Source organism: Synechococcus sp. UW105 (assembly GCF_900473935.1).
Taxonomy (GTDB): Bacteria; Cyanobacteriota; Cyanobacteriia; order PCC-6307; family Cyanobiaceae; genus Synechococcus_C.
This window is the reverse complement of sequence record NZ_UCNN01000009.1, coordinates 93,456-118,701: the sequence shown is the minus strand read 5'-3', so window position 1 is coordinate 118,701 and position 25,246 is coordinate 93,456. Positions and strand designations below refer to the sequence as shown.

Annotated in this window: 23 protein-coding genes and 1 tRNA gene; 8 read left to right on the top strand and 16 right to left on the bottom strand. The window is 60.0% G+C overall.

What is annotated here, in order from left to right:
- Positions 1-9: 9 nt before the first annotated feature.
- The 7 genes from DXY16_RS03840 to DXY16_RS03810 are packed head-to-tail and all read right to left on the bottom strand — an operon-like array spanning position 10 to position 10,779.
- Positions 10-1,674 (bottom strand): ATP-dependent RecD-like DNA helicase, encoded by a 1,665-nt coding sequence (locus DXY16_RS03840; RefSeq protein WP_115119654.1) that lies wholly within the window; start codon positions 1,672-1,674, stop codon positions 10-12.
- Positions 1,671-5,330, bottom strand: coding sequence for a UvrD-helicase domain-containing protein (locus DXY16_RS03835; protein ID WP_115119652.1), 3,660 nt, complete (start codon positions 5,328-5,330; stop codon positions 1,671-1,673). The genes DXY16_RS03840 and DXY16_RS03835 overlap by 4 nt, the downstream gene beginning before the upstream one ends.
- Entirely contained in the window at positions 5,327-8,569 is a 3,243-nt protein-coding gene (locus DXY16_RS03830) for an exodeoxyribonuclease V subunit gamma (protein WP_115119650.1), read from the bottom strand. The genes DXY16_RS03835 and DXY16_RS03830 overlap by 4 nt, the downstream gene beginning before the upstream one ends.
- Positions 8,563-9,249 carry a metallophosphoesterase gene (locus tag DXY16_RS03825; protein WP_170953829.1) on the bottom strand — a complete coding sequence of 229 codons (687 nt, stop codon included), beginning with the start codon at positions 9,247-9,249 and terminating at the stop codon, positions 8,563-8,565. Before DXY16_RS03825 ends, DXY16_RS03830 begins: the two co-directional genes overlap by 7 nt.
- A 44-nt stretch (positions 9,250-9,293) precedes the next feature.
- The gene (locus tag DXY16_RS03820) at positions 9,294-9,719 is read right to left on the bottom strand and encodes a hypothetical protein (protein ID WP_371410856.1); all 426 of its coding nucleotides are present in this window, start codon (positions 9,717-9,719) and stop codon (positions 9,294-9,296) included.
- Positions 9,716-10,033: an MgPME-cyclase complex family protein gene (locus DXY16_RS03815; RefSeq protein ID WP_115017891.1), complete on the bottom strand. Its 318-nt coding sequence runs from the start codon at positions 10,031-10,033 to the stop codon at positions 9,716-9,718. Before DXY16_RS03815 ends, DXY16_RS03820 begins: the two co-directional genes overlap by 4 nt.
- The gene (locus DXY16_RS03810; RefSeq protein ID WP_115119648.1) at positions 10,033-10,779 is read right to left on the bottom strand and encodes a pyridoxine 5'-phosphate synthase; all 747 of its coding nucleotides are present in this window, start codon (positions 10,777-10,779) and stop codon (positions 10,033-10,035) included. Before DXY16_RS03810 ends, DXY16_RS03815 begins: the two co-directional genes overlap by 1 nt.
- Before the next feature lie 135 nt (positions 10,780-10,914).
- Between DXY16_RS03810 and DXY16_RS03805 the strand changes: the two genes are divergently transcribed.
- The 4 genes from DXY16_RS03805 to grxD all read left to right on the top strand — a co-directional run bounded on the left by DXY16_RS03805 (position 10,915) and on the right by grxD (position 12,898).
- Positions 10,915-11,613: a 1-acyl-sn-glycerol-3-phosphate acyltransferase gene (locus tag DXY16_RS03805; RefSeq protein WP_170953828.1), complete on the top strand. Its 699-nt coding sequence runs from the start codon at positions 10,915-10,917 to the stop codon at positions 11,611-11,613.
- A 26-nt stretch (positions 11,614-11,639) separates the two neighbouring features.
- Entirely contained in the window at positions 11,640-12,182 is a 543-nt protein-coding gene (locus DXY16_RS03800; protein WP_115119646.1) for a hypothetical protein, read from the top strand.
- 57 nt (positions 12,183-12,239) lie between these two features.
- Positions 12,240-12,473 carry a BolA family protein gene (locus DXY16_RS03795; RefSeq protein WP_115119644.1) on the top strand — a complete coding sequence of 78 codons (234 nt, stop codon included), beginning with the start codon at positions 12,240-12,242 and terminating at the stop codon, positions 12,471-12,473.
- Between the two features lie 101 nt (positions 12,474-12,574).
- Positions 12,575-12,898, top strand: coding sequence for a Grx4 family monothiol glutaredoxin (grxD, locus tag DXY16_RS03790; RefSeq protein WP_115017901.1), 324 nt, complete (start codon positions 12,575-12,577; stop codon positions 12,896-12,898).
- 13 nt (positions 12,899-12,911) lie between these two features.
- Here the strand turns inward: grxD and DXY16_RS03785 are convergent, their stop codons facing one another.
- Entirely contained in the window at positions 12,912-13,793 is an 882-nt protein-coding gene (locus DXY16_RS03785) for an alpha/beta fold hydrolase (RefSeq protein ID WP_170953827.1), read from the bottom strand.
- Positions 13,794-13,839: 46 nt separating this feature from the next.
- Entirely contained in the window at positions 13,840-14,109 is a 270-nt protein-coding gene (locus DXY16_RS03780; RefSeq protein ID WP_115017906.1) for a DUF6761 family protein, read from the bottom strand.
- Positions 14,110-14,209: 100 nt separating this feature from the next.
- On the opposite strand from DXY16_RS03780, the gene DXY16_RS03775 reads away from it, so the two are divergent.
- Positions 14,210-14,953 carry a response regulator transcription factor gene (locus DXY16_RS03775; RefSeq protein ID WP_371410861.1) on the top strand — a complete coding sequence of 248 codons (744 nt, stop codon included), beginning with the start codon at positions 14,210-14,212 and terminating at the stop codon, positions 14,951-14,953.
- On the opposite strand, the gene DXY16_RS03770 is transcribed toward DXY16_RS03775, so the two are convergent.
- The 3 genes from DXY16_RS03770 to DXY16_RS03760 form a co-directional block, all read right to left on the bottom strand.
- The gene (locus tag DXY16_RS03770; protein WP_115119640.1) at positions 14,928-15,494 is read right to left on the bottom strand and encodes a hypothetical protein; all 567 of its coding nucleotides are present in this window, start codon (positions 15,492-15,494) and stop codon (positions 14,928-14,930) included. The two genes, DXY16_RS03775 and DXY16_RS03770, sit on opposite strands and share 26 nt — an antisense overlap.
- Before the next feature lie 161 nt (positions 15,495-15,655).
- The gene (crtH, locus tag DXY16_RS03765; protein ID WP_115119638.1) at positions 15,656-17,197 is read right to left on the bottom strand and encodes a carotenoid isomerase; all 1,542 of its coding nucleotides are present in this window, start codon (positions 17,195-17,197) and stop codon (positions 15,656-15,658) included.
- A 169-nt stretch (positions 17,198-17,366) separates the two neighbouring features.
- The gene (locus DXY16_RS03760; RefSeq protein ID WP_244281531.1) at positions 17,367-18,341 is read right to left on the bottom strand and encodes a cation transporter; all 975 of its coding nucleotides are present in this window, start codon (positions 18,339-18,341) and stop codon (positions 17,367-17,369) included.
- A gap of 1,096 nt (positions 18,342-19,437) precedes the next feature.
- On the opposite strand from DXY16_RS03760, the gene DXY16_RS03755 reads away from it, so the two are divergent.
- Complete coding sequence (locus tag DXY16_RS03755; RefSeq protein WP_115119724.1) at positions 19,438-21,219, top strand: TolC family protein; 1,782 nt, start codon at positions 19,438-19,440, stop codon at positions 21,217-21,219.
- Positions 21,220-21,244: 25 nt separating this feature from the next.
- On the opposite strand, the gene trmFO is transcribed toward DXY16_RS03755, so the two are convergent.
- From trmFO to DXY16_RS03740, 3 genes are all read right to left on the bottom strand, one after another.
- Positions 21,245-22,627 carry an FADH(2)-oxidizing methylenetetrahydrofolate--tRNA-(uracil(54)-C(5))-methyltransferase TrmFO gene (trmFO, locus tag DXY16_RS03750; protein WP_115119636.1) on the bottom strand — a complete coding sequence of 461 codons (1,383 nt, stop codon included), beginning with the start codon at positions 22,625-22,627 and terminating at the stop codon, positions 21,245-21,247.
- A gap of 45 nt (positions 22,628-22,672) precedes the next feature.
- On the bottom strand, positions 22,673-22,795 hold the full coding sequence (locus DXY16_RS03745; RefSeq protein WP_115119634.1) for a photosystem II protein Y: 123 nt from the start codon (positions 22,793-22,795) through the stop codon (positions 22,673-22,675).
- Between the two features lie 117 nt (positions 22,796-22,912).
- Positions 22,913-23,431 carry a gamma carbonic anhydrase family protein gene (locus DXY16_RS03740; RefSeq protein WP_115119632.1) on the bottom strand — a complete coding sequence of 173 codons (519 nt, stop codon included), beginning with the start codon at positions 23,429-23,431 and terminating at the stop codon, positions 22,913-22,915.
- A 143-nt stretch (positions 23,432-23,574) separates the two neighbouring features.
- Between DXY16_RS03740 and DXY16_RS03735 the strand changes: the two genes are divergently transcribed.
- Positions 23,575-23,646: transfer RNA gene (locus DXY16_RS03735), tRNA-Lys, on the top strand.
- A gap of 47 nt (positions 23,647-23,693) precedes the next feature.
- The gene (locus DXY16_RS03730; RefSeq protein WP_170953826.1) at positions 23,694-24,125 is read left to right on the top strand and encodes a response regulator; all 432 of its coding nucleotides are present in this window, start codon (positions 23,694-23,696) and stop codon (positions 24,123-24,125) included.
- Here DXY16_RS03730 and DXY16_RS15095 read toward each other — a convergent pair.
- Positions 24,096-25,184: an ATP-binding protein gene (locus DXY16_RS15095; RefSeq protein ID WP_371410860.1), complete on the bottom strand. Its 1,089-nt coding sequence runs from the start codon at positions 25,182-25,184 to the stop codon at positions 24,096-24,098. The two genes, DXY16_RS03730 and DXY16_RS15095, sit on opposite strands and share 30 nt — an antisense overlap.
- Positions 25,185-25,246 lie beyond the last annotated feature (62 nt).

Genomic DNA, 25,246 nt, shown 5'->3' with positions numbered 1-25,246 from the left:
TGCGGGGTTTCAAGCATGGCGAGGTTGCTCTGATCCGGCCAGGTTTTTGCTGATTAAAGGTGTGATTAGCAGCACCTTTGAACGGGCACGGGTCAGGCCGGTGTAGGCCAGACGGGGGTCTGGATACCGGGTTGGGGGGAGCAGCAGGGCCACGCGGCCGTACTGGCTGCCTTGGGATTTGTGCACGGTAAGGGCGAAGGCGGGTTCCGCTCCAGACAGCTGGGCCGGGTGAAGCAGGCGTCCTCCAGGCAGCAGCACAAGCGAGTGCTGATCCCTCTGCACCATCACACCGATATCCCCATTGGCCAGTCCTTGCTCCGGTCTGTTGTGGCGATTGAGCACCGGCGTTCCTGCTGGCCAGTGTTGAACAGGCCTGCGGCTGAGCTCCCCCAGCAAGGCCCGGTGGATGGCCTCAACGCCCCAAGGGCCTTGTCTCACCGGACTGAGGGCGATCTCAGCCTCCAGCTGTCCAAGCAGGGCGGCTACATCGTCGGGATGGGGATCGTCATTTTGCCAGCGCAGAGTCCTGGCCAGTGCTTTGAGGCACTCCTGTTGCTTCAGAAGCAGTTCCACCAGCACGGATGGCAGGGCCTGACTGGGGGCCTCCAGCCAGGTCACATTGTCGTTTGGCTTGAGACGGCTGAGGCATTTTTGGTCCAGGCCCGTCATCCCTTCACGTAGTTGTGAAGCGAGAACCGCGATCGCACCGTCATTGCGATAGGTGGTGCGCAGTTCGACCGCAGCGGTACCGAGTCGCTGGAGACGTTGAGGCTGGATCAGCTCCTGCAGCACAGCTCCGGGGCCAACAGGGGGGAGCTGATTGGCATCACCGACCAACAGCAACTGGCCGTGCGCGGGCATGGCATCCAGGAGTGCTCCCATCAGGGGCAGATCCACCATCGAGAATTCATCCACCACCAGTAAGTCGAGGTCGAGAGGGGTCTGTTGATTGCGGCGGAACCGTCCCTCTCCCTGCGCTTCGAGCAGACGGTGCAAGGTGCAGCTGGTGAGCTGGGTCAAGGGCTTGGCTTGCTCAGGCTCCAGCCCCTCGCCACCCAAAGTCACGGCCTCGAGCAGGCGGGATGCTGCCTTGCCGGTCGGAGCAGACAGCTGAATGCGAAGGTCAGGTTTGCGTCGTAGGGCAGCCGCCAGCATCTGCACCACGGTGGAGGTCTTGCCGGTACCAGGGCCACCAGTGAGCAGGACCAGCCGCCGTTGCAGCAACGTGATGACCGCGTCGCATTGGCAGCCGTCTAACCCTGCCTCTTCCGCCTGGATGCGGCACGTCTCCAGCAGCTCAGGTGGGGGTGGCTCGACCATTGGACACTCGCCCAGCTCCAGCAGACGTTGCAGGCAGCTGTCCAGGTCCTGATGCCAACGTCGCCAGCGCAGCCAATCGCCGTCGTGAACGATCGGCGCCTCAGGCTTGTCGTTGAGGGTCTGGCTCGAGACCATCCAGCCACTGGCCTCTAAGACCTGAAGCATCCTCTTTGGCCATTGCTCAGCAGTGATGCCATCGGGTGTTTCGCCCTTGAGGTGGATCCCGAGCTCGCCTTGCTCCAAGGCATCGGTCAGCGCAAGGACCACGGCCTCCAGGACACTGACATCGGCTTCCATCGGTGGCAGGAGCCGCATCAGAGCTTCGACCAAGCTGTTGCCGAGGACGCTGGTCATGGTTGGCCCTCTTGCAACAGTGCATCCAAGGCCATCACTCTTTCCAGGCTGGGTTGATCGACCAACACACCTGGGGTAGGTGCCTTGGCTGAGTGCCCGGGGTGGTTGATGGCGCCGGGTACACCCCTCAAGAACACATAGGCATAGCCACCCAGATGTCGCTCCGGTCTGTAGTCGTGCAGTCGCCATTTCAGGTAGCGATGCAGAGCGACCACATAGAGGTGAGCTTGCAATGGGTAGTGATTATTCGCCATCAGGCGCACCATCGCCTCCTGTGAGTAGCTACTTGGCCCGCATTGACGCACCGTTCCCTGCTGATCACGTTGCCCGAGCCAGTTGCTCTTCCAATCGGCGACCCACCAACGCTCTTTGCATTGGAAGACCAAATCGATTGAGCCGGTGAGAAAGCCTCTGCTGGCGATCTCCAGCTGACTGAGCCTGTTGGCATAAGCGGTGTTGAACACGCCGCCGGGATGGTTCTGAAAAACCCTGGCCAGGCCACTGCTGCGTACCTGCCGCTTCGCCATGGTGTGGGCCAAGGGCAGATCGAAGTTCATCTCGTTGAGCCAGCTGCCCGCTGTCAGATCACCAAGTCGGTAGGACCCAAGCGGTCCTCCGAGAGGGCTTTGCACCAATTGGATGAGCCCTTTGATCAGTGGATCTGCGAGCGCATCACTCAGTCCTGCGCGGGGCAGCTCCTGCTCCACCACGGTCCGGCATGGCTCAAGATCACCGCCTGCCAGTTGGTTGTAGTTGATCCGCTCCAAAATCCGATGCAGGGCCTCACCGGGGCCGGCGCCTCGAGGGAAGTCCGCCAGAGGCCCGAGCTCCTCCCAGGTGATTCCGTTTTCTGTTGTTTGATTGGAAAAATCGCCAGGCGAATCGCCCGTTTCGCTTTGATCCAGGCCCAGCGCATCGGTGTCTCGACCGTCCTCCTGCATGGTCGGCGGTATGGCCTTCTGCGAATGGGCCCAGGCGGAGTAGCTGGCTCGGCCCCAGCGGCTGTCAAGGCTGCGTGCTGGTACAGGGCTGATCGCCAGGTCTCCTTCCGGAGGGGGGGGCTGCCAGGGAGCTCCCTTGCCTGAGGCCTCAAGGCTGAGACGAAGCAGAGGAAGCTCCCGTTCCCTGCTCCCGTCCACAAGCCAATTGCTGAGTGGGTTTCCTGCTTCCGCCAGGTCGGCGCCTGGCCAGCCCAGCACCAGAAGATGGCGCGCGCGGGTGCAGGCCACGTAGGCCAGGCGTTCAGCTTCAGCCGCCTGGGCCTGTTGATCCTGCTGGGAGGCAAGGCGGCCGCGGCCCCAGTGAGGGTTGAGGTGAAGATCCATGTGGGGCGGCCCCCCTGGCTCCGGTGTCCACCGACGACCGATCATCCGGGTATCGGCCCTGATCGTTTTGCTGCCCTTCCAGAGGTAGGGACAAATCACGACGGGATACTCGAGACCTTTGCTGCGGTGCACCGTGACCACGGCGATCGCGGACTCTGCTGCATCGCTGCGACATAGATGCGCATCAGGGATTTCGCGATGCTCCTGCAGGCGCTGTCGTCGGAGCCAGTCGGCCGCCTGCTGAGCACCTAGGCCTTGACGGTGCATCTGTTCTTGCACCAGTTCGGCGGCCTGCTGAAGATCGGCGAGAACCCGGCCGCGTATGGAGAGCTGCGCCAGTCCTTCGCTGCCCTGTAGCTGAGCAAGAACCGCCGTTAGCCCCTGGCGCGGTAGACGTTCCGCCAGAAGGTTCAACTCGGCGGCGAGGTGATCCCAGCGTCGTGTGTCAGCTGTTTGGATCTCCGCAGCTGACCAGCTCAACAGAGGCGAGGCCGCTAGCAGACGCTGACGGCCGTTATGCCCTGGTTGGGCTAGGGCATCGAGGAATCGCTGCAGGGCGTTGGCGCCGATGCTCTCGAACACGTCTCCTTTGCTGACTAAACGGCTCGGGATCTGACGGCGTTCCAGCGCAGCACGTAGGGCTTCGGCTTGGCTGTGCTGGCTCACCAATAGGCAGAGATCCCCAGGCACCAGTGAGCGAGGGCTTGGTCCGTCCGTCAGCTTCAGTTGCTGTTGCAGCAGCTGCTGGCAGAACGTCGCCACCATGTCTTCGAGCTGGGTTGGATCCAGCTCAAGAAGCTGGAGAGGAGACTCTCCTTCCGGAAGCATGAGGCGTCCTGTGTCGGCCTTCGCTTGCACGGCAGGAACCGCAAGGCCTGTGCGGGGGAGCCCCGGCTCCATCAGGCCATTCAGGGCCTGCACGAGCCCTTCACTGGAACGGCGGTTTTCGTACAGCCCAAAGCAGTTTTCGGCCCGGTCAGCGGCCTGCCGATAGGTCGCCAGTTCCCCACCACGAAAGCGGTAGATCGCCTGCTTCGGATCGCCAACCATGACCAAAAGGTGCTGGGCAGGGTCGGCGGTGAAGGCCCGAGCCAGAATGCGCCACTGAATCGGATCGGTGTCTTGAAATTCATCGATTAGTGCAGCCCTATAACGCTTTGCCACCGTTTGCAGCAGGGGGCCAGGTACGCCATCGCCTGGGCCAGGATCAAGCTGTTCCAGCAGTTGCCCAAAGCTCATCTGGCCACTGCGTTCCCTGCGGCGCTTGAGCTCGCTGCGGCTCCAATGGCCAAAGTGGAGGAGGAGTGCTTCTGCCGGGCCATCCACCAGGTCGGCGCAGGCCAAGAGCAGTGCCTTCTCCGGTAGTGACACCCGGTCGCCGTGAACCGGTGCTGCCATTTTCGTGAATGGCCCTGGATGGAAATACTTCTGCAGATCGCTCTGGGCGAGCAGATCGTCGTAGCCCGGTATCGTCTCCCCCAGGGAGTTGATCCAGTCCTGGACTTTGTTCAGACGGTCAGATTTTGGTTTGAGGCGATAGGGGCTGTAGGGCGCACCAAGGCTCTTGAATTCAACCGCCGCCGTTGCGAATCCCTGCTCTAAAGATTCGGCTCTCTCCTGCCAGAGGGAGAGGAAGTTCATCCAGCGCTCGTTCCAAAGCTGGCCGAGCTGAGCGGGAAGGGGTCGCTCCGCTGACACCCCTTCCGGTAGGGGGTCGAGTTGCAAGGAAGGATCACTATCCAGGTTGCTGAGGATCCGGATCAGGCTGTCTGGATCGACCCCCCGTTGCTGCAGACCTGCTAGCAACGTTTGAGGCAAGGGCAGAACTTGCTGGTGCCAGTAGTCGTGCACGAGTTGTTCACGTCGCTCATGGCTTTGGCTCTCGAGGGCCACCGATGGGCCAAGGCCCGCTTCGAGGGCTTGACGCTGCAGTGTGCGTCTGCAGAAGCCATGGATGGTGGTGATGTCAGCACGATCGAGCCGCTCGAGGGCGAGCAGCAGATGGCCTTCAAGCTTGCGGTGATCACTGTTCTTGCGGGTGTTCAACCAGTCCTGTAGTGGACTGTCCGCGTCGCTGGAGTCGGCCCCCTGGAGAAGACGCAGGGCATCCTGAAGTCGACGGGTAATGCGGTCACGCAATTCCGCTGCTGCGGCTTCGGTGAAGGTGACGACCAGCAACTGCTCCACCTGCAGAGGTGTTTCCCCTTCGCTGAGCAGGCGCAGAACCAGGTGGGCCAGGGCGAAGGTTTTCCCTGTGCCTGCGCTGGCCTCAAGCAGTCGTAATCCAGGCTCCAACGGAAATTGGTTGGCATCAAAGCGGGGGTGATTCAAGCTTTCACCTCCTGATGTCTCTCCAAGAGCGGCTGATGCAACGCCAAGGCCAATGCCTGACGCTCATCGTTGAGAAGTTCGCTCAGGGGCAGATCAGACCCAAAGCACAGTTGTTGCACTGCCTCGAGGCGTTCTCCCTGAACTCTTGCGTTGCCTTCCCAGATGTCCCTGGCTTTGGTCCAGCCTTTGCCTTGCCCTTTGGCCTCGCCTGAGGCGAAGGCCCATCCCGTTTCCGGTGGGAGGGGCCAGCAATGCTCTTGGTGCTGCTTGCGCCAGCCCTGCAGTTGATCGATCAGTGTGTTGGCTTGATCGCGATCGGGGGGCGTGATTCGCTCGAGGATCCGGAAGCGATGTCCGTCACGCGCCACCAGCACACCGGCGCGAAAGGGGCAGCCTGCTGCAGCGGCCAGAACTGCCCAGAGCCAAAGTTGCAGTCGTTGAGGGGTTCGGGGTCGGGCGGTGTGGACCAGCACGATTTGATCGCCGCGGAATGGCAGGGCGGCCTCAAGGGCGCCCACCTGCACCAAGTTGGATCGCTCCTCACCCAGCGTTGTCAGACAGGACGCCAGGCTTTTCCAGCGTTGTTCCAGCCGAGATGCTTCTAGGGTTCCGGCGGAGAAGGCTGGCAAGACTCCACGTCCATGCTCGAGAGCCAGCCAGTCGGGGCTGTCGTTCTTAAGGAGGGTGTTCTCAGGGGTGAGCTCACGCCTGAGCAAGCTGGACCGTTGTGCTTCGTCCAGCGTGTGTGCCTCGAGATCGACCACGGGGTGATCGTGTTCCCGTGGTCGCAGGTCAATCTGCTTAAGCCAATGCTTCTGAGGAGCCTTGAGCCATGTCAGGAGATCCTCCCAGGGAGTGAGGGGGCTCGGTGCATCGCTCGGTTGAGGCGGAGTACTGCTTGCCAGGCCCGCGTGCTGATCAACGCCACCGCCTTCTAGATGCTGGCGCACCTGCAGCAGACGCTGATCGCAGCTGGATGGCGGCCAAGCCGGAGAGTGCAGAAAATTGCTGCGTTCGAGAGCGTTGGCGGCGTGCTCCCGCACGGGCACGTGCTCGAGCAGGTCCATCAATTGGCGCACGGGGGTGGAGGCCTCAAGGCGTTCACCCGTGCGCTCATCGCGACAGCTCCAGCTGATGAGCAGGTGCTGTCGGGCCGACAGAACTGCTTCCAGCAGCACATAGCGGTCCTGGTCGCCACTGCTGGGATCTCCGAGTAGGCGTTGCTGCTCCATCAGGTGAAAGCCTGGGCGCTGGCGCTGGCGAGGGAAGGCTCCTGCATCGAGCCCCATGAGCACCACCACCTTGTGGGGAATGGCTCGCATCGGTTCCAGGGCACTGATGGTGAGGGCGCCGGATCGATGGCCGAAACGACCACTGCCCTCGCTGAGGCGCTCCCCGAGAATGTCTCCCACAACCGCAGCGGCCAGTTTCAGGCTGCTTTCCGCAGCGATCCCATGCCAATCCGTTAGGGCCGCATGGATGGTCTGTAGCTCCCAAGCCCAGTCGCCGCCATCGCCAAAGAGGAGGCTTAGATGCTCTTGAAGGCCTTTCACCCAGGCTTTCACTGATCGGCTGTTGCCCAACCATCGGAGGCTGCGCAGCAGTTGTCGCAGCAGGCTCAGCCAGCGACCTTGCTGCTCAAGGCTGCCTGGCAGGGCCATCGGGGCAGTGGAGGCAATGGCGAGCCCTGGACGATCGGGCAACACCAATCCGAGCATCATCCGGTCGATGGCCCAGCTGAGGCTGTGGCTGGGATCACCGCCACGATCATCAGCATCGATTCCCCATCGGAATCCTGCTCGCTGCAGGGCCTGGGTGATGGCTTCCGCATCTTCAGGTTCCAGCTGGTGCGCAGCGAGCAGTGGTGGGTTGGCTAGCAGTCCTTCCAGCTTGGATGCGGTGAGGCGTTCGCCCCCTAGTGCCAGGAGTTGCAGCAATCCCTGGGCGATGCCGGCGTCACTTTGCTGGCTGCGGTCGGTCAGTCTCCAGGGGAGATGCACACCCGTGGCCTCGCTGTCTCCGAAGACGGCACCAACTAACGGGGCGAGAGCCTCCACCTGCGGTGTCATCACCAGGATGTCTCTTGGCTCCAGGCTGTCGTCATGCGCCAGCAATTGCAGGATCTGATCACGGATCACTTGCAGCTGCCGTAGCCGACCTGGACAAGCGTGGAACTGGAGCGAACGATCCTCCGCTTCCAGGCACAATCCATTGGCTTCCGCGCCATCGATCAGTTGCTCCTGAAGCTGCTCCAGCAGACTGGGTCGACGGTCGTTGTTCTCAGCAGCGCTGGCCGGGCAAAAGAACAAGTCTTTCTCTCCCCATTCGCCTAGCTGGGTTTCGCCACTGCCCTCAAGCAATTGTTGAAACTCTGCCCCTAGCCGTCCGAAGCGAGCCTCCAGGCTGGGAACACTGAGTAGCCAATCCTCCGCCAGCGGTGCTTCGGCGAAGGCCACCTGCTGGCGTTGCCAGAGGTCCTTGCAGGGGGTGAGCAGATAGAGCTCAATCCTGCGCAAGGCCGAGATGGCTTGCAGCAGTTCCACCTGGACAGGCGCCAGGCTGCTGAGCCCAAAAAGACGCAGAGGAGGCTGAGGGGAAGCTTCAGGTCTCCACCCTTGCTGAAGGCGGCGGATCAGCTGCCGTGCTTTGAGCCCAAAGGGAAGGCACTTGAGCTCGTTGTGAAGTCGCCGCACCAGTTCCGGTTGCCACAGAACGCTCTCGGCCAATGCCTCACCTCTGCTTCCACCGTTCTTCCCCGCCAACCAGGCCTCGAGCATGGCCGGCCGGTAGAGGGTGTAGTCATCGATCGCATCGGCCATGGCTCGGGTCAGTTGCCATAGGGGTTGATCGAGGTTGTCGAGTCCGGCCGCATGCCGGTCCTGCAACCAGCGTTGCAAGGGTGCGCTGCTGGGATGCTGGAGCAGATCCGGTAGCAACTCGAGCAGTGGCCAGACCAGGTTTTGTGCTCGCCAGGGATCGGGGCCGGTGGAGGCCTGGTCGGGCTCGAGTAGCTGTTCCACGAGCTGCCGTAACAAGCCAGTTGGGAATGGAAAGCGCAGGTTGGCGCAGATGCCCGCTGGGTTGGCCAGGGCAAGCTGTTCGCCCAGCCATCGGCTGGTAGGCCAAGTGTTGACCCCCACTTGGGCCTGCTCAAGAATGCCCGGCGGATCCAAGCTGAAGTTGGCCGCCAGCACTGAGGCCAGCAGTTCCGATCGGTTACTACGGAAGACAGTCAGCAAGGGCCGCTGCTAACGAGAACGGGCTTGATCTGCTCTGCTTCCGTTTGGGTCGCGTCCGCTGCGGTCGATCCCGTCAGGTTGCTGAGACCGTTCACCTGAACGACAGCCTCTGTCTCAGGGCAGAAGGCGGTCAGCTGTCCGCCGTAGACCGCACCGGTGTCGATGATCACGATCTGCCCTTGATAGCGCACATCATCACCAGGGGTATGGGCCACCACTACCCGGCCGAAACGTCCGTCATAGGTGCGCCAAAACGGTTCTCGGATTTCCAGATCAGGTTGCCAATCTTGATCGAAGCCGGCGTGGGTGGCGACCCAGCCATCGCCTTGGAACACCACTGGCAGGGTGCGTAGCCGTGCGATCCACTGTTTGGTGTTGCACGGATTGGTCTTGCACGGAGTGTCGTCCTCTCCCTCCAAACGAGCGGCTTGTGCGTCAATCAGTCGTTGTTCATGGTTTCCACGCAGCCAAGTGGCTCGACCGCTGCTGACCAGTCCCCAAACCCTCTCAGCTGTGGTCTGAATGTCGGGCCCTCTCCCCACGACATCACCGCAGAAAATCAGATGATCACCAGGCGGTAGGAGCTCCAGCAACTCGTCTAGGGCCAAGAGGCAGCCGTGAACGTCCCCGATCACCCAATGGCGTGTGCTGGTTTCAGACACCTGGACGGTGGAGTGCATGGATTCATTCTGATGGCCTTGGCGGCCCCCAGGACTGAAGAGAGTTAGAAAATCCCGAGGAATTTCTTGCGTTGCGAGGGCTCAGGTCGATCGATGTTCTGTTGATAACGAGGCTTACGGTCGCCCACCGTGAGCAGAGGGTCGTTGTTGCGAAACCAGATCCAGTCACGGATCGGTGGGGTTTCCAGTAGGTCACGCCGGGTCAACCTGAGGCCAAGTTTGGCTGAGGCCCCAAGCAGAATGTCCACCATCTCATCACCGTTGCGGCAACGGGCAAGTGCTTCGTTGGTGCGCTTGGCTCCATCCAGCGCTTTCACCAGCAGGGCGATTTGCTGAGGCACAGGGAGTTGGTTGGCTTGCATCACTCCACTCCCTTTGCCGATGGCAACCGTGCTAATCGATCGCTTGCGGTCTGATCGATCAGCACGGGTTCTTTTTATCGAACGTTGATGAGCAGGGCCGTTGCTCAAGCTTCGGCGAGTGCATCGGGGATTGTGGTGGATGGTGCCTCGAAACGTCCCTCTGCAACGAACTCCAAACGCAGCTTCATGAAGGTGATAAAGCGGGGATCGGTCGACACCACCGCGGCTGAGGGTGTTGGAACCTTGGCGGCAATGCTTGAGAGCTCAGCAGCTTGAAGGAATGCCGGGTGCCGCACCAGCCAGAAATCAATGTCTTTGCCCTGCTCGGCATAGTTCCGTCTGCGCTCTTTCAGCACTTCTTCTAGGGGCTCTTCTTGCGTGAGGAAGCGTTCGCTGGCGGCAACGAAGTGATAGGTGGTCATCAGTTCAGACGTCCGAACAGGGGGTCACGGCGTGGATTCTCTATCAGACGCCGCATCTCGCTCACCGCGTTCTGCAGACCGACTGCCAGAGCCCTGGTCACGATCGTATGGCCAATGTTGAGCTCCTCCATGCCCTCGATGGCGGCAATCGGCTCCACGTTTTGATAGGTGAGTCCATGGCCTGCATTCACCCGGAGGCCGAGGGCCCTGGCGTGGGCAGTGGCTTGCGTCAGTCGTGCCAGCTCCACGGCTTGCCGATCCCAGCGCGCCTCTGCATAGGCACCCGTGTGCAGTTCGACCCAGCGGGCCCCGGTGGCCTGGCTTGCTTTGAGTTGCTCCGGATCTGGATCCACGAACAGGCTCACGGGAATGGAGGCTGCCTGCAGCGTCCCGACCATGGAGCTCAGGGCTTCCAGTTGGGCTGAGACATTGAGGCCTCCTTCGGTGGTCACCTCCTCACGGCGCTCTGGCACCAGAGTGACCATGTCGGGCTTGATGCGAAGGGCAATCGCCTCCATTTCTGCTGTGGACGCCATTTCCAGATTGAGGCGGCTGCGCACCGTCTGGCGCAGAAGCTCAACATCTCGGTCCTGAATATGACGCCGGTCTTCTCGCAGGTGCACGGTGATGCCATCGGCCCCGCCAAGTTCGGCCAAGAGGGCCATCGGCACGGGGTCGGGCTCCACCGTTCGCCTCGCTTGGCGAACATTGGCAATGTGATCAATGTTGACGCCGAGGCTGGCCACAGTGCTCTCTCTGACCGCCCGACTCTATGCAGCTCCTGATGGGGCGCGGGCCGAAGGATCAACTGCCCTGTGACGGCAAGAAAATGGCACGGCACGACCTAGCTTTTTGCCGTGATGAACGGATGAGCCTTCGCGGTGAACTCGAGCCTGGCGACTCGCGAACAAGCTCTGAGCTCGGGGATTGACCCTTTTTGGGCACCGATGGCGATGGTGCTCACGCAGGACTTTGCGCTGAAGAGTTACTTCCGTGAGCGAGTTGTCCTTGGTGCTGATCGTCTTCCCGTGGATGGCCCGGTGCTCTTGGCTCCGACCCATCGGGCCCGATGGGATGCTCTGATGTTGCCCATGGCGGCGGGTCGGAGGGTGACCGGTCGGGACTGTCGCTTCATGGTGACCGGTACTGAGATGGTCGGTTTGCAGGGGTGGTTTTTGCATCGCCTTGGCTGCTTTGCCGTTGATCAGGGCCGGCCGTCGATGACCACCCTCCGCTATGCCATTGACCTCCTCTCTGCTGGAGAGCAGCTGGTTGTGTTTCCAGAGGGAAGGATCAACCGCTCCGATGAGCCCATACGTCTGCAGCAGGGGCTGGCCCGCCTCTCTCAACTCGCGACACGTCAAGGTGTGCCTGTTCAGGTGGTGCCTGTTGGCTTGGCCTACAGCGAGGCCCGTCCCCGCCCTTGTGGTCGTGCGGCGGTCTGCTTCGGTGAATCCCTCACCACTGAGAACAGCGGCCGAGAGGCGACTCGGATTTTCAATCAGCTGTTAACCGAGCGGATGCAATCAGCTGAACAAGCGGCCCGTGCTGCCGTAGGCCGTCCTCTGATATCCCCTTAGAGTCCGCCCACTGTTGTGGTCTGTTCATGCGTTTCCGCCTTTCGCTGACTGCCCTTGCTGTGGCTGCTGGTCTGGTGGTTGCTCCCACCGTCGCCTTCGCTCAGGCCGATCAGCAGGCCTCGGATGGGGTCTCCAAAGTGCTTGCCTCAGAAGGTGCTGGTTTTAATACCGCTGCGGTTCAGTCGCTGCTTAACCGTGGTGATGCTGCCGTCGCGGCAGGCAATCTCGCCGAAGCTCGCAAGGACTACGACAATGCCCGTGCAGCAGCCAAGCAGCTGCTTGCGTTCTATCGCGATCTGAGCGGAGCCTTCCGTGGCCTCGATGCCCGCATTCCGCGTGAAATGGACTCCAAGGGTCGTGCAGCGCTCGGGCTTCTTGCCCAGGCCAATCTGCGTCTTGCAGCTTTGTTCCGCCGCCAGAATCAGCCAGAGGTTGCCGTTCCTGTCTTGGTTGAAGTTGTGCGTCTGATGACCCCTTCCCAGCCAGAAGGCCAGAAGGCTTATCAGAGCCTTCTGGAGCTCGGATTCGTTGAGACTCCCTTCGCTGCCGCCAAGGCTGGTGGCAACTAAGGCGATCATCGCCTTGAGCGATCTGCCAACATCACTGTCCAGACAGTCCCGTTGACCATGGTTCAACCTGATGCAGTGGCCGCGGCGATTCGGCAGGCTCTGCCTGACGCCAATGTGGAGATTGAAGACCTAACTGGTGGTGGAGATCACCTTCAGGTGAGTGTGGTCTCCTCAGGATTCACTGGACTGTCGCGGATCAAGCAACACCAGTTGGTGTATGGCGCCTTGCGGGACCATCTCGCCAGTGAAGCGATCCATGCTCTTGCCCTCAACACCTCCACTCCTGACTGACAATGAGTCTTTGAAGTCGTGCTCACGCGCGCATGACGAACTCCGTGTCACCGTCGCCCTCGAAACGAGCCAAAACACCCGTCTCCCTGCCTGCGCCCCCCATGGATAGCCAGACCAAATCACGCATCGAAGAGCTGATTCAATCCACGCCGATCTTCGTGTTTATGAAGGGCAATAAGTTGATGCCTCAGTGCGGCTTCTCCAACAATGTTGTGCAGATCCTCAATTCCTTGGGGATGAGTTTCGAAACCTTCGATGTCCTCTCGGACATGGAAATCCGCCAGGGCATCAAGGAATTCTCTGAATGGCCCACCATCCCTCAGGTGTATGTGAATGGTGAATTCATCGGTGGGTCCGACATCCTGATCGAGATGTACAACTCTGGCGAGTTAAAGGAGAAGCTGGAGATTGCCCTCGCAAGTTGAGGGGTCTCTTGATTCATGGTGTCCCCTCCGCCTTGGTGGAGGGGGTAGTGGCCATGTCGTTCGCAGTGTCATTCCGGGCTAGAAAGCTCTCAACGGTCTGGACATAAGCGCTGTGTTGGTCGATGTAGGTCTTATGGCCTGCATCTGGCAAGACCACCGTTTTGGCGAGTGGCCCGATCCTTTGTTTTGCCTGCTCCATGGTCTGAGGCGTGGCGGTGTCGTGTTCGCCGCAGATCAGTAGCGTCATTGCCTTGATTTCTCTGAGTCGAGGGAAAAAATCAAGGTCGCCCAGCATGCCGGCATGAGCGAATTCACTGGGGCCCCACATCTGTTCGTAGAGCTTTTTGTTGCTGCGTTCTTGTTCTCGTGCAAGCGCACGAGGCGCTGGGTTGCTGCGGCAGAAGTGGCGCCGATTGAACGCTTCCTCAAGGGCAGCGCCCTTGAGTCCCTGGTTGCTTAGCTCCTTGAGCAGGGTGTTGCAGTCCTCAATCCAGCGCAGAGTGGAAAGGAGTGGTGAGGACAGCACCAGTGCTTTCACCCGTTCTGGATGGTTGAGACAGAACTGGGTGATCACGCTGCCTCCCCAGGAATGGCCGAGCAGCTGAGCGGTTTCGATGGCTAGCGCATCCATCAGTCGCAGAGGCTCCTCCGCAAATCGTTCCAGCGTCATCTGTTCACGGCTGAGTTCTGCCGGAGACCCATGCGACCCCAGCTGGTCATAGAAGATCACCGGTCGCTGGTCTGCGAGCCCGTTCAGGGCGTCGTAGAGCCCGATGCTGCTTCCACCAGGACCACCATGGGTGACGATCAGAGGTGTGCGTTGTGCGGCTTGCTCAGAGTGAGGTTGATAGAAGCGATATTGAATGCGTCCTGCCGGCACGTCCACCAGCGACACCGACTCGAGCGAGTGACGGTTGAATCGGATGCTGTCCGTGATGACGTCAGCCTAGTTCTGGTTGACGGAAGAGGGTGCCTACATCGCCATTGGGCCCAATGAAGCTGGAAGGATCGAGGATCCAGCGATCGATCAGAGTTTCAAGCTTGGCCAATTCGCGAGGGTCGAGCTCTTCGCAGCGCCGAAGAGCATGCAGGTAACCGTCTGCGTAAAGGCGGAGTTCAGATGGACTGTGATAGCGATGGGTCAGTTCCTGACAAGCATCACAGAGCGACTGAAAGTGTCGGATCGCCTGTGGATGTTGCAGGGATGTCATGACCTTTGTGAGGACGGCAGCCTCTGTTACCAGCGTGCCATTGAATTGGGATTAGCGTAATGGCGCTCCGTCAACTGATGTGACCTCCTCTTCTCGCGATCTGATCCCCGTTGGAGCTTCTGAGTCTCCGGAGTATGCGCCGGTTTCGGCTGCAGATCTCCCCAAGGAGCCTTCTCGGGTCCTGATTGTGGAACCTCATCCCACCCTGCGAACGGTCTTGGTGCAGCGCTTGCGCCAGGACGGTTATCTCACGGCTGCTGTGGCGACTGCTGAGGAAGCCGTGGAGGTCTGTGAAGAACAGTCTCCTGATCTTCTGGTCAGTGCAGAGTTGCTGGAACGCAGTTCAGCATTGCGCCTTGGTCAGCATTTGCGCTGCCCCGTGATCGTTCTCACCGCTCGCAGCGGCGCCGAACCGGTCGTCGGTCTGTTGGACGAGGGCGCCGACGATGTCCTGCGTAAGCCCTTCGGTTTGGAAGAGCTGGCAGCGCGCTGTCGCACCTTGCTCAAGCGGGGTCGTTCGGGTCTGCAGGAACGCGTCACCGTCGGCCCCCTGGAAGTTCACCTCTTGTTGCGTCAAGTCACCCTGCGTGAGAAGCCGGTAGAGCTCAGCCCTCGCGAATTCGCCTTGCTCTGCGCCCTGCTGATGCCACCAGGAGTGGTTCGCAGCCGTCAAGACCTGCTTCGTATGGCCTGGCCTCCGTTCAGTGGTGGCCCCCGCTCGGTGGACACCCAGGTGCTCACCCTGCGTCGCAAGCTTGAACAGGCCGGACTGGGCAATGGCGGTGGAATCACCACCGTTCGCCAACAGGGTTACCGCTTCAGCCTTGACCACCTGGCGGCATGAGTGCCCAACCCTGCTGAATCGCCAGGAACGTTGTCGTTTCACTGGCGAGCATCAGGACAGCGAGGCCTGCGAGCAAGCGATAGGTCCATGGCGGAGTCAGCCCTTTGATCTCTGAGGTGTTGATTCCGCTATGCCGCTCAACCATGGCCAGGAACTCAGGGAAATCATTCAGGCGCTGGGGCAGCAACTGGTGCCTTAAGTCATCGGTCGTGAAGTAATAAACCCGCCCCCCTTGGCTGGTGGAGATGGGGACCAGTCCGCTGATCTCATCCCACTCCAGGCTCCAGCTTCGACGAAAGAGCCAACCGCACCATGTGGGGTATCCCACCCGTAGGCCCGAGTCCGACACGTCAACGTGTTCGGACAGCAGCGCCCAGATCAAGACCAGCCCTGCCAGGTCTGCCAGAACCAGCCAAGGCATGAGCGCCGATGGCGCTAATGCCGGCAGCGGCAGAACCAAGGCCAGATACACCGCAAGCAGTGTGAAGCGGATGAAGGAGGACAGCTGAAATCGCCGCAAGGAGTTCTCATCGAGCGCCAAGACGTTCTAGTTGCCTTCAGCCATTGTGTGAGCCCACCCTCAGCTGCTGTTCGCAGCATGCGCTCCATCGCATCAGGGGATTCCGAGTGATCCCAAGCCACCCTTCTACACGCTTGGAAAGCCCAGGTGTATTGCTCGCCTGGGCTGAGGTGTTGATCCACTCAGGCAGGCAGAGCCCATTGATTCAGTCCGAGGTCTGCCCCGATGCGGTGGCTACAGGCGTAGCCGCTAAAGGCAACGGCATTCAGTCCCTGGCCTGGGAAACATGAATCGCCCACGCAGTACAGATCAGGGAGCCCCGTGCGGTTAAAAGGCATCGGTAGCAGCCCTGGTAGGCGGCTGGCAGGGATTGGCCCATAGCTTCCTCCCATCCGGCCAAGGAAGCGGCGGTGGGTTCGTGGTGTTCCGATCTCCTTCACGTCGATGGCCTTGCTAAGGCCGGGCAACAGGGATTCCAGCCGTTCAATGAGTCGATCGGCATCCGCCTGTTTCTTGGCGGCGTACTCGCTTGGCCCTAACCCTTTCCAGTGGCGCATATCGCTCATCGTGAAGGTGTGCACGATGTGGCATCCCGTTGGTGCGAGGGAGGGGTCGAGCAGGGTGGGGATCGACACAAAGATCACTCCTTGTTCAGCCTCCATGGCTCGCCAGTCTTCCAAGAGCAGGTGATGGCAGTGGAAACCCTTGGGAATCACCTCCGCTTTCACCCCTAGATGCAGGGATAGAAATGAGCTCGAAGGCTGGTATCGGCGCCTCCATGTGGCCTCCGCCGAAGGGGTGTGGCTTTCGTCCACAAGAGTTGTTGAGGGTGATCCCTCGCCCGCGAAGGTGTCCCAGCGGGTGGCGTTGCTCACGATCCGCCGGGCATAGAGCTTGTCTCCGTCAGCCAAACGCACGCCTGTGGCTCTGCCGTTTTCAACGATCACCTTGGTGACGCGGGTGCTGTAGCGGATTGAGCCGCCATGGGCCTCAAGCCCAGTGACCAGTTTTTCGGCGATCACACCAACCCCACCTTTCGGATAGTTGATGCCGCCTGCGTGGCGATCTGAAAACACCATCCCTGCATTGATCATCGGGGTGCGATCCGCCGGCATCACTGACCAGCAGAAGCACTCCATATCAATCAGGCGGAGAAGATCCCGATCGCGGATATGGCGGCGTGCCACATCCCCCACATTGAAGGGCAACCAGCGCGCCAGGCCAAGGCAGGCAAGCGGTGCTCGAAAGAACACCTTGGCTAGATAGGCAGGGTCCTCCAGGGACAGAAGGGGCATGGCATCCAGGCAGCGGAACACCTGCCAGCAGGTGTCGTAAAACGCTTGAATCCCTTTCGCTTCATGGGGAAAGCGGGCGCTCATGCGCTGGATGAAGTCGCCGTAATCGCGATCCACGGCCATGGTCAGGCCGTCGGGGAGGTGGTATTCGAGCTGTACAGCGTCTGGCACGGTCTCACAGGATTGCCCTACATCTGCAAGGGCACGGGTCAGCAAGTTGGTGTGTCCCTTCTCCCCGAACCCGAAGATCATCGAGGCGCCCACGTCGAAGGTGTATCCCTTCCTTTTGAAGCTGCCACCGGAACCGCCAGGGATCAAATACCTTTCCACCACAAGGGTCTTGGCCCCTTTTGCGGCCAACTGGGAGGCGGTGACCAAGCCACCGATCCCGGAGCCGATCACGATCACATCCCAGGCGGGCTTGGTCACTGTTGGCCAGTTCGTCCGCCGAGAACCCTAGGCGTTGCGGCCGCTGATCAGTGCTAGGAGCGACGTTCGCACTCAAAGATGAGGGGACCAGGAACGAGCTCGAGCGCGTTGTCTCAGCGGCTTGATCCCCCCAGCTGATGGCACTGTTGATGCCCCCAAGCGGCCTGATTCAGCCAGCCGGGAACGGTGGTGTGGCCGTCAGGATGACCTCTGAGCGCACCGGGCTGGCCATCAGCTGCCGGCAGCGCTCCTCGATGCGCAGCCGAATCAGGTCGATCGCGGCGCCATCCATCGGTTGACTTGGATTGAGATACACAACCACGAAGGCTGTGCGCCCCACCTGCATCACTGTGAGATCCAACAGCCAGCAGGAGAGGCCAGAGAGAAGATCTTCCAGGGCGGCGCGCGTGGAGCGGATTGTGTCGCTTTCAGCCGAAGCGCCGGCGGCTTGGTTCAGGGCGGTGAGGAAGGCCTGAAGCGGTTCTCGCAGCACCACTCCACTCACCACGAGCACCAAGAGTGAGTCGGTGATGGGAGTGATCACGGCCAGCGCCGTGCCCTGCAGCAGAGGTGTGCTGAGCAGGGCCATGCCAGTGAGCCCACTGATGAGGCCATCCACCTTGGCGGCACGGGCTTCTGTGATCAACAGCTGAGATTGCTCTCCGGTGCGACGCCAATCGCGGTGATGGCACCAGGCGAGCCCCCAGCAGATCACGACCATTGCGATTGAGTAAAGCGCCACCGGGCCGAGACTCACCGCTGGGATCTGCTGGCCTTTGGCGTAATCGATCACCGTGCCCAGCCCTGCGGCGGCGGCAAATGTGAGCACGCCGATCAGCACCAGGGATCGAAACAGGACGTAGAGAGCTTCTTGACCGTCGTAGCCATAGGGGTAGGCCCGATCCGGCGGGCGCACCACATTGCGGCTGATGCGTGCGGCGACGAGGCCTGATCCCACCATCACTGCGGAATAGAGCCCGTCTAGCAGCAGCGCATAGGAGCCTGAGAGCACATGCACCCATAGCCCGCCGACGGCCATCACTGCACTGGCCACCACTCCGATGCGCAAAGAACGCTGTTCGATCAGGCGATGGCGGCGTCTGCGTGAGGCCTCGTCATCTGCTGCCATCAAGGGCCTCGTCATGTTCTCTTCTGGTAGCAGTGGAGATCAGACCGCTGCAGTTTTCGCTGTTGCCAAGGCTCGTCGATCGCTAGTGGTGCGTCACCTGCTGTGCTTTAAATGGTCGATTTGTTTGAAAGGTGGCATGGCGGTGCTTGATTTTTTCAGGGCTGTCTAGGTCTCTATTCTGTTTCCATAGACGCCGTCATTCGTGCATAGAGCCCTGCGCCAATGACTCGATACTCTTGTTGATCAAGGGTCGTTTTGATGTTGTCTTGTTTTTGGTCAACCTAGATTTTAGTTGCGTCTTTTCTGGGCTAGGGACTGGGTGAATGTGTTGGGTTAGGTCTTGCTGAAGTGTTGTGATGCTGCTGACTGCAGTTTCTGTCGAGACAGCGACATCAGTTCAGCCTGAGATTGTCATGCGGCCTTCTTAAGGCCCCACGGCAAGGCCAAATTCGAGTGTTCCATGGTCTGCACTATGAGTTTTAGGATTGTGAAGATAAGCAGTGCTCCGATTGGATCGGTCTCCAACGAGTTCATGCTCATGCCACTAACTGTGGCCATTGATGGCATAGGAAGGAAGGCGCGTGGAGGGCTGGAGAGGCCTCAGCAGGGAATACCTTGTTGAGCTCCTCTTTTTGATTGGATCGAAAGGACTGGCAGTCAGTTGCTCTTGGCATGCGTTTGTTCCGCTGATGCTTTGAGGTCTTCTATTGGCCTTGGCCACAGTGCTTTTGCGTGCTTGCCACAGTTTGCACGGAGCTCTTCGTATCCCGACTCATCCAGGCACAACAATGGATCGCTAGCCCTGTGTCGGAAGGCTCGAATGTCGGGTGACCAGCGCAGCACCGTCAAGCTTGCAATTGTGTCGTGGAGGGTGCGAAGGCCTGATCCTCGTTGTTGGCAACAGGAGGCGTTTTTGGTTCAAAAACCGTTTGTTCCATGTCTTGTGGTGTTGCCCTCTTCACTGCTTAACCGCCACCGTTCTTCTGCTGAACCCTCCTTTGGCACTGTCGAGCCCCCAACCGTCCTGATCGCTGAGTCGTTGGCGGGGAAGGCTTCAGCATCTTTGCCCAGAACCGGCAAACTGAGTCGCAACCTTGTCAGGATTTCTGGCATGTCGACGGTGACCCGACTCACGCGCCTGGCCTTGGGCCTTGTGATCGGATCCGCATCGTTGTCCATCACGTCGGCGCAGGCGCAGATCGCTCAGGAATCGTCTGGCGTGGAGCGTTTGGAACGCAGTTGGAACGACCTGGATCAACAACTCCGTGCTCTTGATGCGCTGATCCCTTCTGATCCCGAAGGTGCGCCTGCTCGTTACACACCTGCCCCAGCGCTGCCTCAAACCCTTCTGCAACCGAATCGAGTGGCCGAGGGGCCTCTTCCCCCAAGCTCTACTGCCGCACCTGCTCCGCTCAGTTTGCCCAGCGCCCAAGAGTTGCAGGCAGGAGAGGTGCAAGGCCTCACTCTGTTGGATGCCTTGGGCCTTGGCTTTGCGAATAACCCTGCACTGCTGGCCCAACGGGAGCGTGTTGCCGCAGCCCTTGATGCAGTGCAGGCAGCGTTAGGGACCTACTGGCCGAGGATCAGCGCCGTCGCCTCAGGCAACACCGGTCAGATCAGTTCCAACAACGTTGCTTCGGTCGGGAATGCAGACCTCGGCAATAGTCCCTTGTTTGCCCCAAACCCACGAGGAGCCTTCTTTGTACCCACTGGCGGGTGGGCCTATCTGAACCAATCGACGACGCGTGGTTCAGCAGGTCTCCAGCTCGACTACCCCTTGCTCGACTTTGCTCGAACGCCCAAGGTGCAGGCGGCAAGAGCTGTGCTTGAACGCGAACGCCAGCGCTACGCCAACCAATTGAGGCAGCTGCAGCTCAAGATCAGTGAGGCCTACTACCGGTTACAGCAGGCTGATCAAAACGTCCGCATCCAGGATTCTGCGGTGCGGAATGACCTGCTGATTTTGCAGGACTCGATGGACCTGAAGCTGGCCGGTTTGGTTCCCCGCTTGGATGTCCTGCGCCGGAGCGCCATCGAAGCCAGTGATCAGGAAGCACTGATTCAGGCTCTCGCTGATCGGGCGATTGCCAGGCGGCGTTTGGCTTTGGTCCTCAATCTTGCGGCCGAGATCACGCCCGCTGCCAGTGATCCAATCGCTGTGATGCCGAAGTGGCCCCTTGATCTGGAAGCCAGCCTGTTGGCGGCCTATCGAGGTAACCCGGAATTGGAAGCGATCCTGGCGACCCGAACGGCGTTGGCGCGGCAAAAAGATGCCACAGCAGCCGAACTCCTGCCGCGCTTGTCTCTGTTTGCCGGCGGTGGGAGCTACGGCCAAAACGTGAATCAGTTCAACCTCGCGGTCAGCAGTAATGGCGGTTGTTGTGGCGGGACGGTCATCCCCACTCTCAACACCAGCGGTTACGACTGGTCCTTTGGGCTCAGTTTGCGTTGGTTGTTATTTGACGCTGGTACCACCAGCGGTGAGGCTCGCGCCCTGCAGCGCCAAATCAATGCCGCCAGTCAGGACTATGCAGCTCGTCGTAATGCGATTCGTCTGAGGCTTGAAGCCGCCTTTTTTACGCATGAGGCGAGCCTGGCCAAATTGGTGTCTGCACGCCGCGGACTGGCTGCAGCTTTGGAGGCATTTCGCGATTCGCGGCTTCGCTATCAAACTGGTCTCTCCAGCGAAGTCGATCTATCCATCACCCAGGAACGTCTGATCCGCAGCCTGGAACAACGCTTGAACGCAACCGTGGGTGTCAACATCTCCTATGCCCAGCTACTGCGAGAGCTGCTGCCTGTTCCACGTGACCCAGCAGCTGCGATCACACCGGACTTGCGCTGGGACGCTCCCCAACCTTCGGTGGCTTCGCCTGCCATGGAACATCCCTAAAGGCAGAGCTCTTAGAGGCAACGACTCAACTAGCAGCTGCAACCGGTTGCAGCTGCTCAGTCTCTGCCATCCTCTGGGCTAGGTCGGCAAGAGCACGGTCGCGGTAGGCGCCGTAACGTTGGCGCTTGTCTCTGATGCGTTCGGGCAGGGCTGGCAGCAGACCAAAGTTCGGAGGCATCGGTTGGAATTTGCCGGATGGGGCTTCGCTGATGAAGTGGGTGAGGGCTCCGATCATGCAGGTGGGAGGCAGGTTGATGGGCGCCTTCCCCTGGCACAGACGAGCGGCATTGGTGCCAGCCAGCCAGCCCCCGGCTACGGCCGCTGCATACCCCTCGGTGCCTGTGATCTGTCCTGCGGCGAAGAGAGAATCGCGGCGGCGGAACTGCAGGGTCGGCTCGAGTAGCTCCGGTGCCTCGAGAAAGGTGTTGCGGTGCATCACTCCAAACCGCACAAAATCAGCCTGGTCTAGGCCGGGAATCATGCGCAGAACCCGTTTCTGTTCACCCCATTTGAGGTTGGTCTGGAAGCCCACCAGGTTCCAGAGTCGGCCGTCCTTGTCTTCCTGGCGGAGTTGCACCACTGCATAGGCCCGTTTGGCACGGCGCACATCCCGATCGTTGACATCTCCCCAGCGGGGGTCCCAGAGGCCAATGGGTTTGAGCGGTCCGTAGCGCATCGTGTCTTCACCGCGACGGGCTAGTTCCTCGATCGGGAGGCAGCCCTCAAAGAATGTGGCGCTGTCTTTTTCGAAATCTTTGAGCTCCGCCTGTTCTGCTCCCAGCAGCGCCTCGCGGAAGGCGAGGTACTGCTCCTGAGTCATTGGGCAGTTGATGTAGTCGGCGTCGCCTTTGTCGTAGCGACTGGCCCGGAAGGCCTTGGCCATGTCAATGCTCTCTCCATCCACGATCGGACTGGCGGCATCGAAGAAATGACAGTCGTCCCGCCCAGTGAAGCTCCTCAGGTCTTCTGCGAGGGTTTCGCTTGTCAGAGGACCAGTGGCCAGAACGGTGATCTGACCCTGTTCCGGCAGGACCAGTTGCTCGCGGCGTTCAATCGTCACCAGCGGGTGTTGGTCGAGCGCTGCAGTGAGGGCTGCGCTGTAGCGGCCTCTGTCAACGGCCAGAGCGCCGCCGGCGGGTACGGCGTGTTGATCTGCCGTGCGGATTACGAGGGAGCCAAGTCGTCGCAGCTCTTCTTGCAAAAGGCCGGCAGCTCGATCACTGCTGAGCGCCCCAAAGCTGTTGCTGCAGACCAGTTCGGCAAATTCACTGCTGTGGTGAGCGGGAGACCGCTTCACCGGACGCATTTCGATCAATCGAACAGGAACACCTGCGGCAGCCACTTGCCATGCCGCTTCGGTACCGGCGAGGCCAGCACCGATCACAACGACGGTTGATCCTGTGCTCAAGAGGGTTGAGGCGCTCGCTGACTCTCAACCTTACGGATTAGGGGTTTAGGCGCGGCTGCGCTTGATCATCAGTTGCAGCTGCCCGACAGCGGCACGACCGACGTTGAAACCAGCCCAGCTCAGTGCCAGAAGAATTGGGGATGCCACGAGGACGAGCCGGAGGTCCATGGGTCTATCAGAAAAGCCCAATGATCTTAATGACTGCTTCGCCGTCTTTGCGCTGCTGTGGACAGCTCGTTTGGTTTTGCAGCATTTCGGCCGCTGTGTCTTGGGCCTCTGGAGGGATCAGGTGCTGCCCAGGCTTGCGGCGTGCTGAAGGGCCAGATCGGAGTAAGTGCGGGCATGCTCCACTTGCTTCAGCATGATTTCCTCGCTCAGTTCCCGCTTGTCCTTGGCAGGGATTCCGGCCACCAGCATGCCTGGCGAGACATCTTTGGTGACGACGGACCCTGCGGCGACGAGGGCACCTTCTCCAACGGTGACGCCGTTGAGCACCACGGCTCCGATGCCAATCAGGCAGCCATCCTTCAACGTTGCACCATGCACCACAGCACGGTGGCCAATGGTGACATGGTCGCCAATCACAACGGGTTCTCCAGGATCTCCGTGCAGAACTGCCCCGTCCTGCACGTTGCTGCCTTCGCCGATGCTGATGCTGGCGAGATCGGCCCTGGCCACGGCCATCGGCCACAGACTGCTGCCAGCATCCATGCGTACATCCCCGATCACCACTGCAGTGGGCGCCACCCAGGCCTTTGAATCTATCTGGGGCTCGGGCCAGGGACTGCTGGTGGAATGCGTCATCTCAGGGGTGGCAAGAGCAATCGCAAAGCCTGATTAGGCTCTCAGGGAAACGGATCTCTTGGACGAGGGTGGCGCCGGGTGATACCTTCTCATGGTGCCTGAATGGCACTCCAGTTCCAGGGCAACACGCCACGGTTCCGGAAGGGTCGCTAGCTCAGCGGTAGAGCATCCGGCTTTTAACCGGCTGGTCCTGAGTTCGAATCTCAGGCGACCCATTTCCCTCATCCTTCTGCTTGACGCTCCAGATTGCGCCAGGATGGGAATGTCTTTCGGTGAGTCCGCCGTTCCTGTGGTGGAGACGTGTTCACAGACTGAAGGTGCTTCGGTTGCCGTCGTTGACGATGACCCTCGCCTCCGTTCTCTGCTTGAAGAGGAACTCCAGGATTTGGGCGTCGATCCCCTGCTTTGCGATAACGGTGCTGCGCTGATCGAGCTGCTCGCGAACCAGCACGTGGACCTGATCCTGTTGGATCTGATGATGCCAGTGATGGATGGCTTCGCTTGTTTGGATGTCTTGCGCGACCAGCGCTATGCCGGTCCGATTGTTGTCGTGACAGCCCACGGTGACCCTAGTTTTCGCCAGCGTGTTCTGGCTGCGGGTGCCTGTGATTACGTCCTGAAACCAGATCTGTTTGAGGCCCTTCCAGGGCTTTTACAGCGCCATCTACCTGGTTCCTCTACCCGGGCTCTTTGAGGCGACGCTCGCTTGGCCGCTGAAAGGAAGGCTGAGAACGAGACACCCGCCCTGCCGCATCTGTTCCGGCCGTGAGCTGCGGAGCTCGACCTCCACATGACCGCCCATTCCTTGCATCAGCTCGTGAACGATCGCGAGCCCGAGACCGGATCCTTCCGGTCTGCTCTTGGAGCGATGTTGTTCAAGACGCTTGAAGCGCTCGAAGATGGTGCTGAGTGCAGCCAACTCTGTGTCGGTAAACCCCGGACCAGAATCCTCGAAGAAGATCAACACGGTTTCATCCTCCAGGCTGGCGGAGATCTCTACAGTCGCTTTTTGATCACTGAAGTGCAAACTGTTGTCGAGTAACTGATCAAGAACGAGGCGGAATGCTTCTCTGTCTATCTTGGCGTAGAGACACTTTGGGTCGAGTCGAAATGTGATCCTTGCTGCCTTCTCTTTAGGCAAGGATGTTCTCCATTCTTCGAAAGCTTCTGATAGGAATGTCTCCTTAATTTCCCAATTAAATTGACCAGTATCCAAGTCTGAGAGAAGCATCAGCTTGTCAACTAGGTTGCACACACGTCTCGATTCTGATGTTGCAGTTTCAAGATTTGAAAGCACGCGTTTGTCGTGCTGAATGATGCGACTTAAACGCTTGAGGCTGCCCGAAAGAATGGCCAAGGGTGTGCGCAGTTCATGGGCGAGCGCCTGAATGAAGATCCGTTGTTTCAGCAGTGCTTGCTCTATCGGATCGAGATCACGAATGATCAGTAGAACAAAGGGTTCTCGCAGGTTCGTGATCTGTCTCCACAGCAGCAGAGACAGTGTTTGAGATGTAGAACCGGATTGATCTTCATTGTTGGCGATGAGAAGACGTTCTGTACCATCGCCATCTTCAAACCGTTGACAAGGATGCTGCTCAGCGTCAGCTGGAAGCAGCTCACCCTTCAGGCTGTAAAAAGGGATGGCTTTGCTCAGTGGTTTGCCGAGCAGAAGTGCTGTCATTCCCTTGCTGCAAAGGTCGGCTGCTTTTTGATTGGCCCATCGGATCGTTTGTTTCTGATCGAGGATCAGCATGGCTTCGTCAGTGCTGTCGAAGGCCACACGCAGCAATCCAAGTGACTGCCGCATCTGGTCTA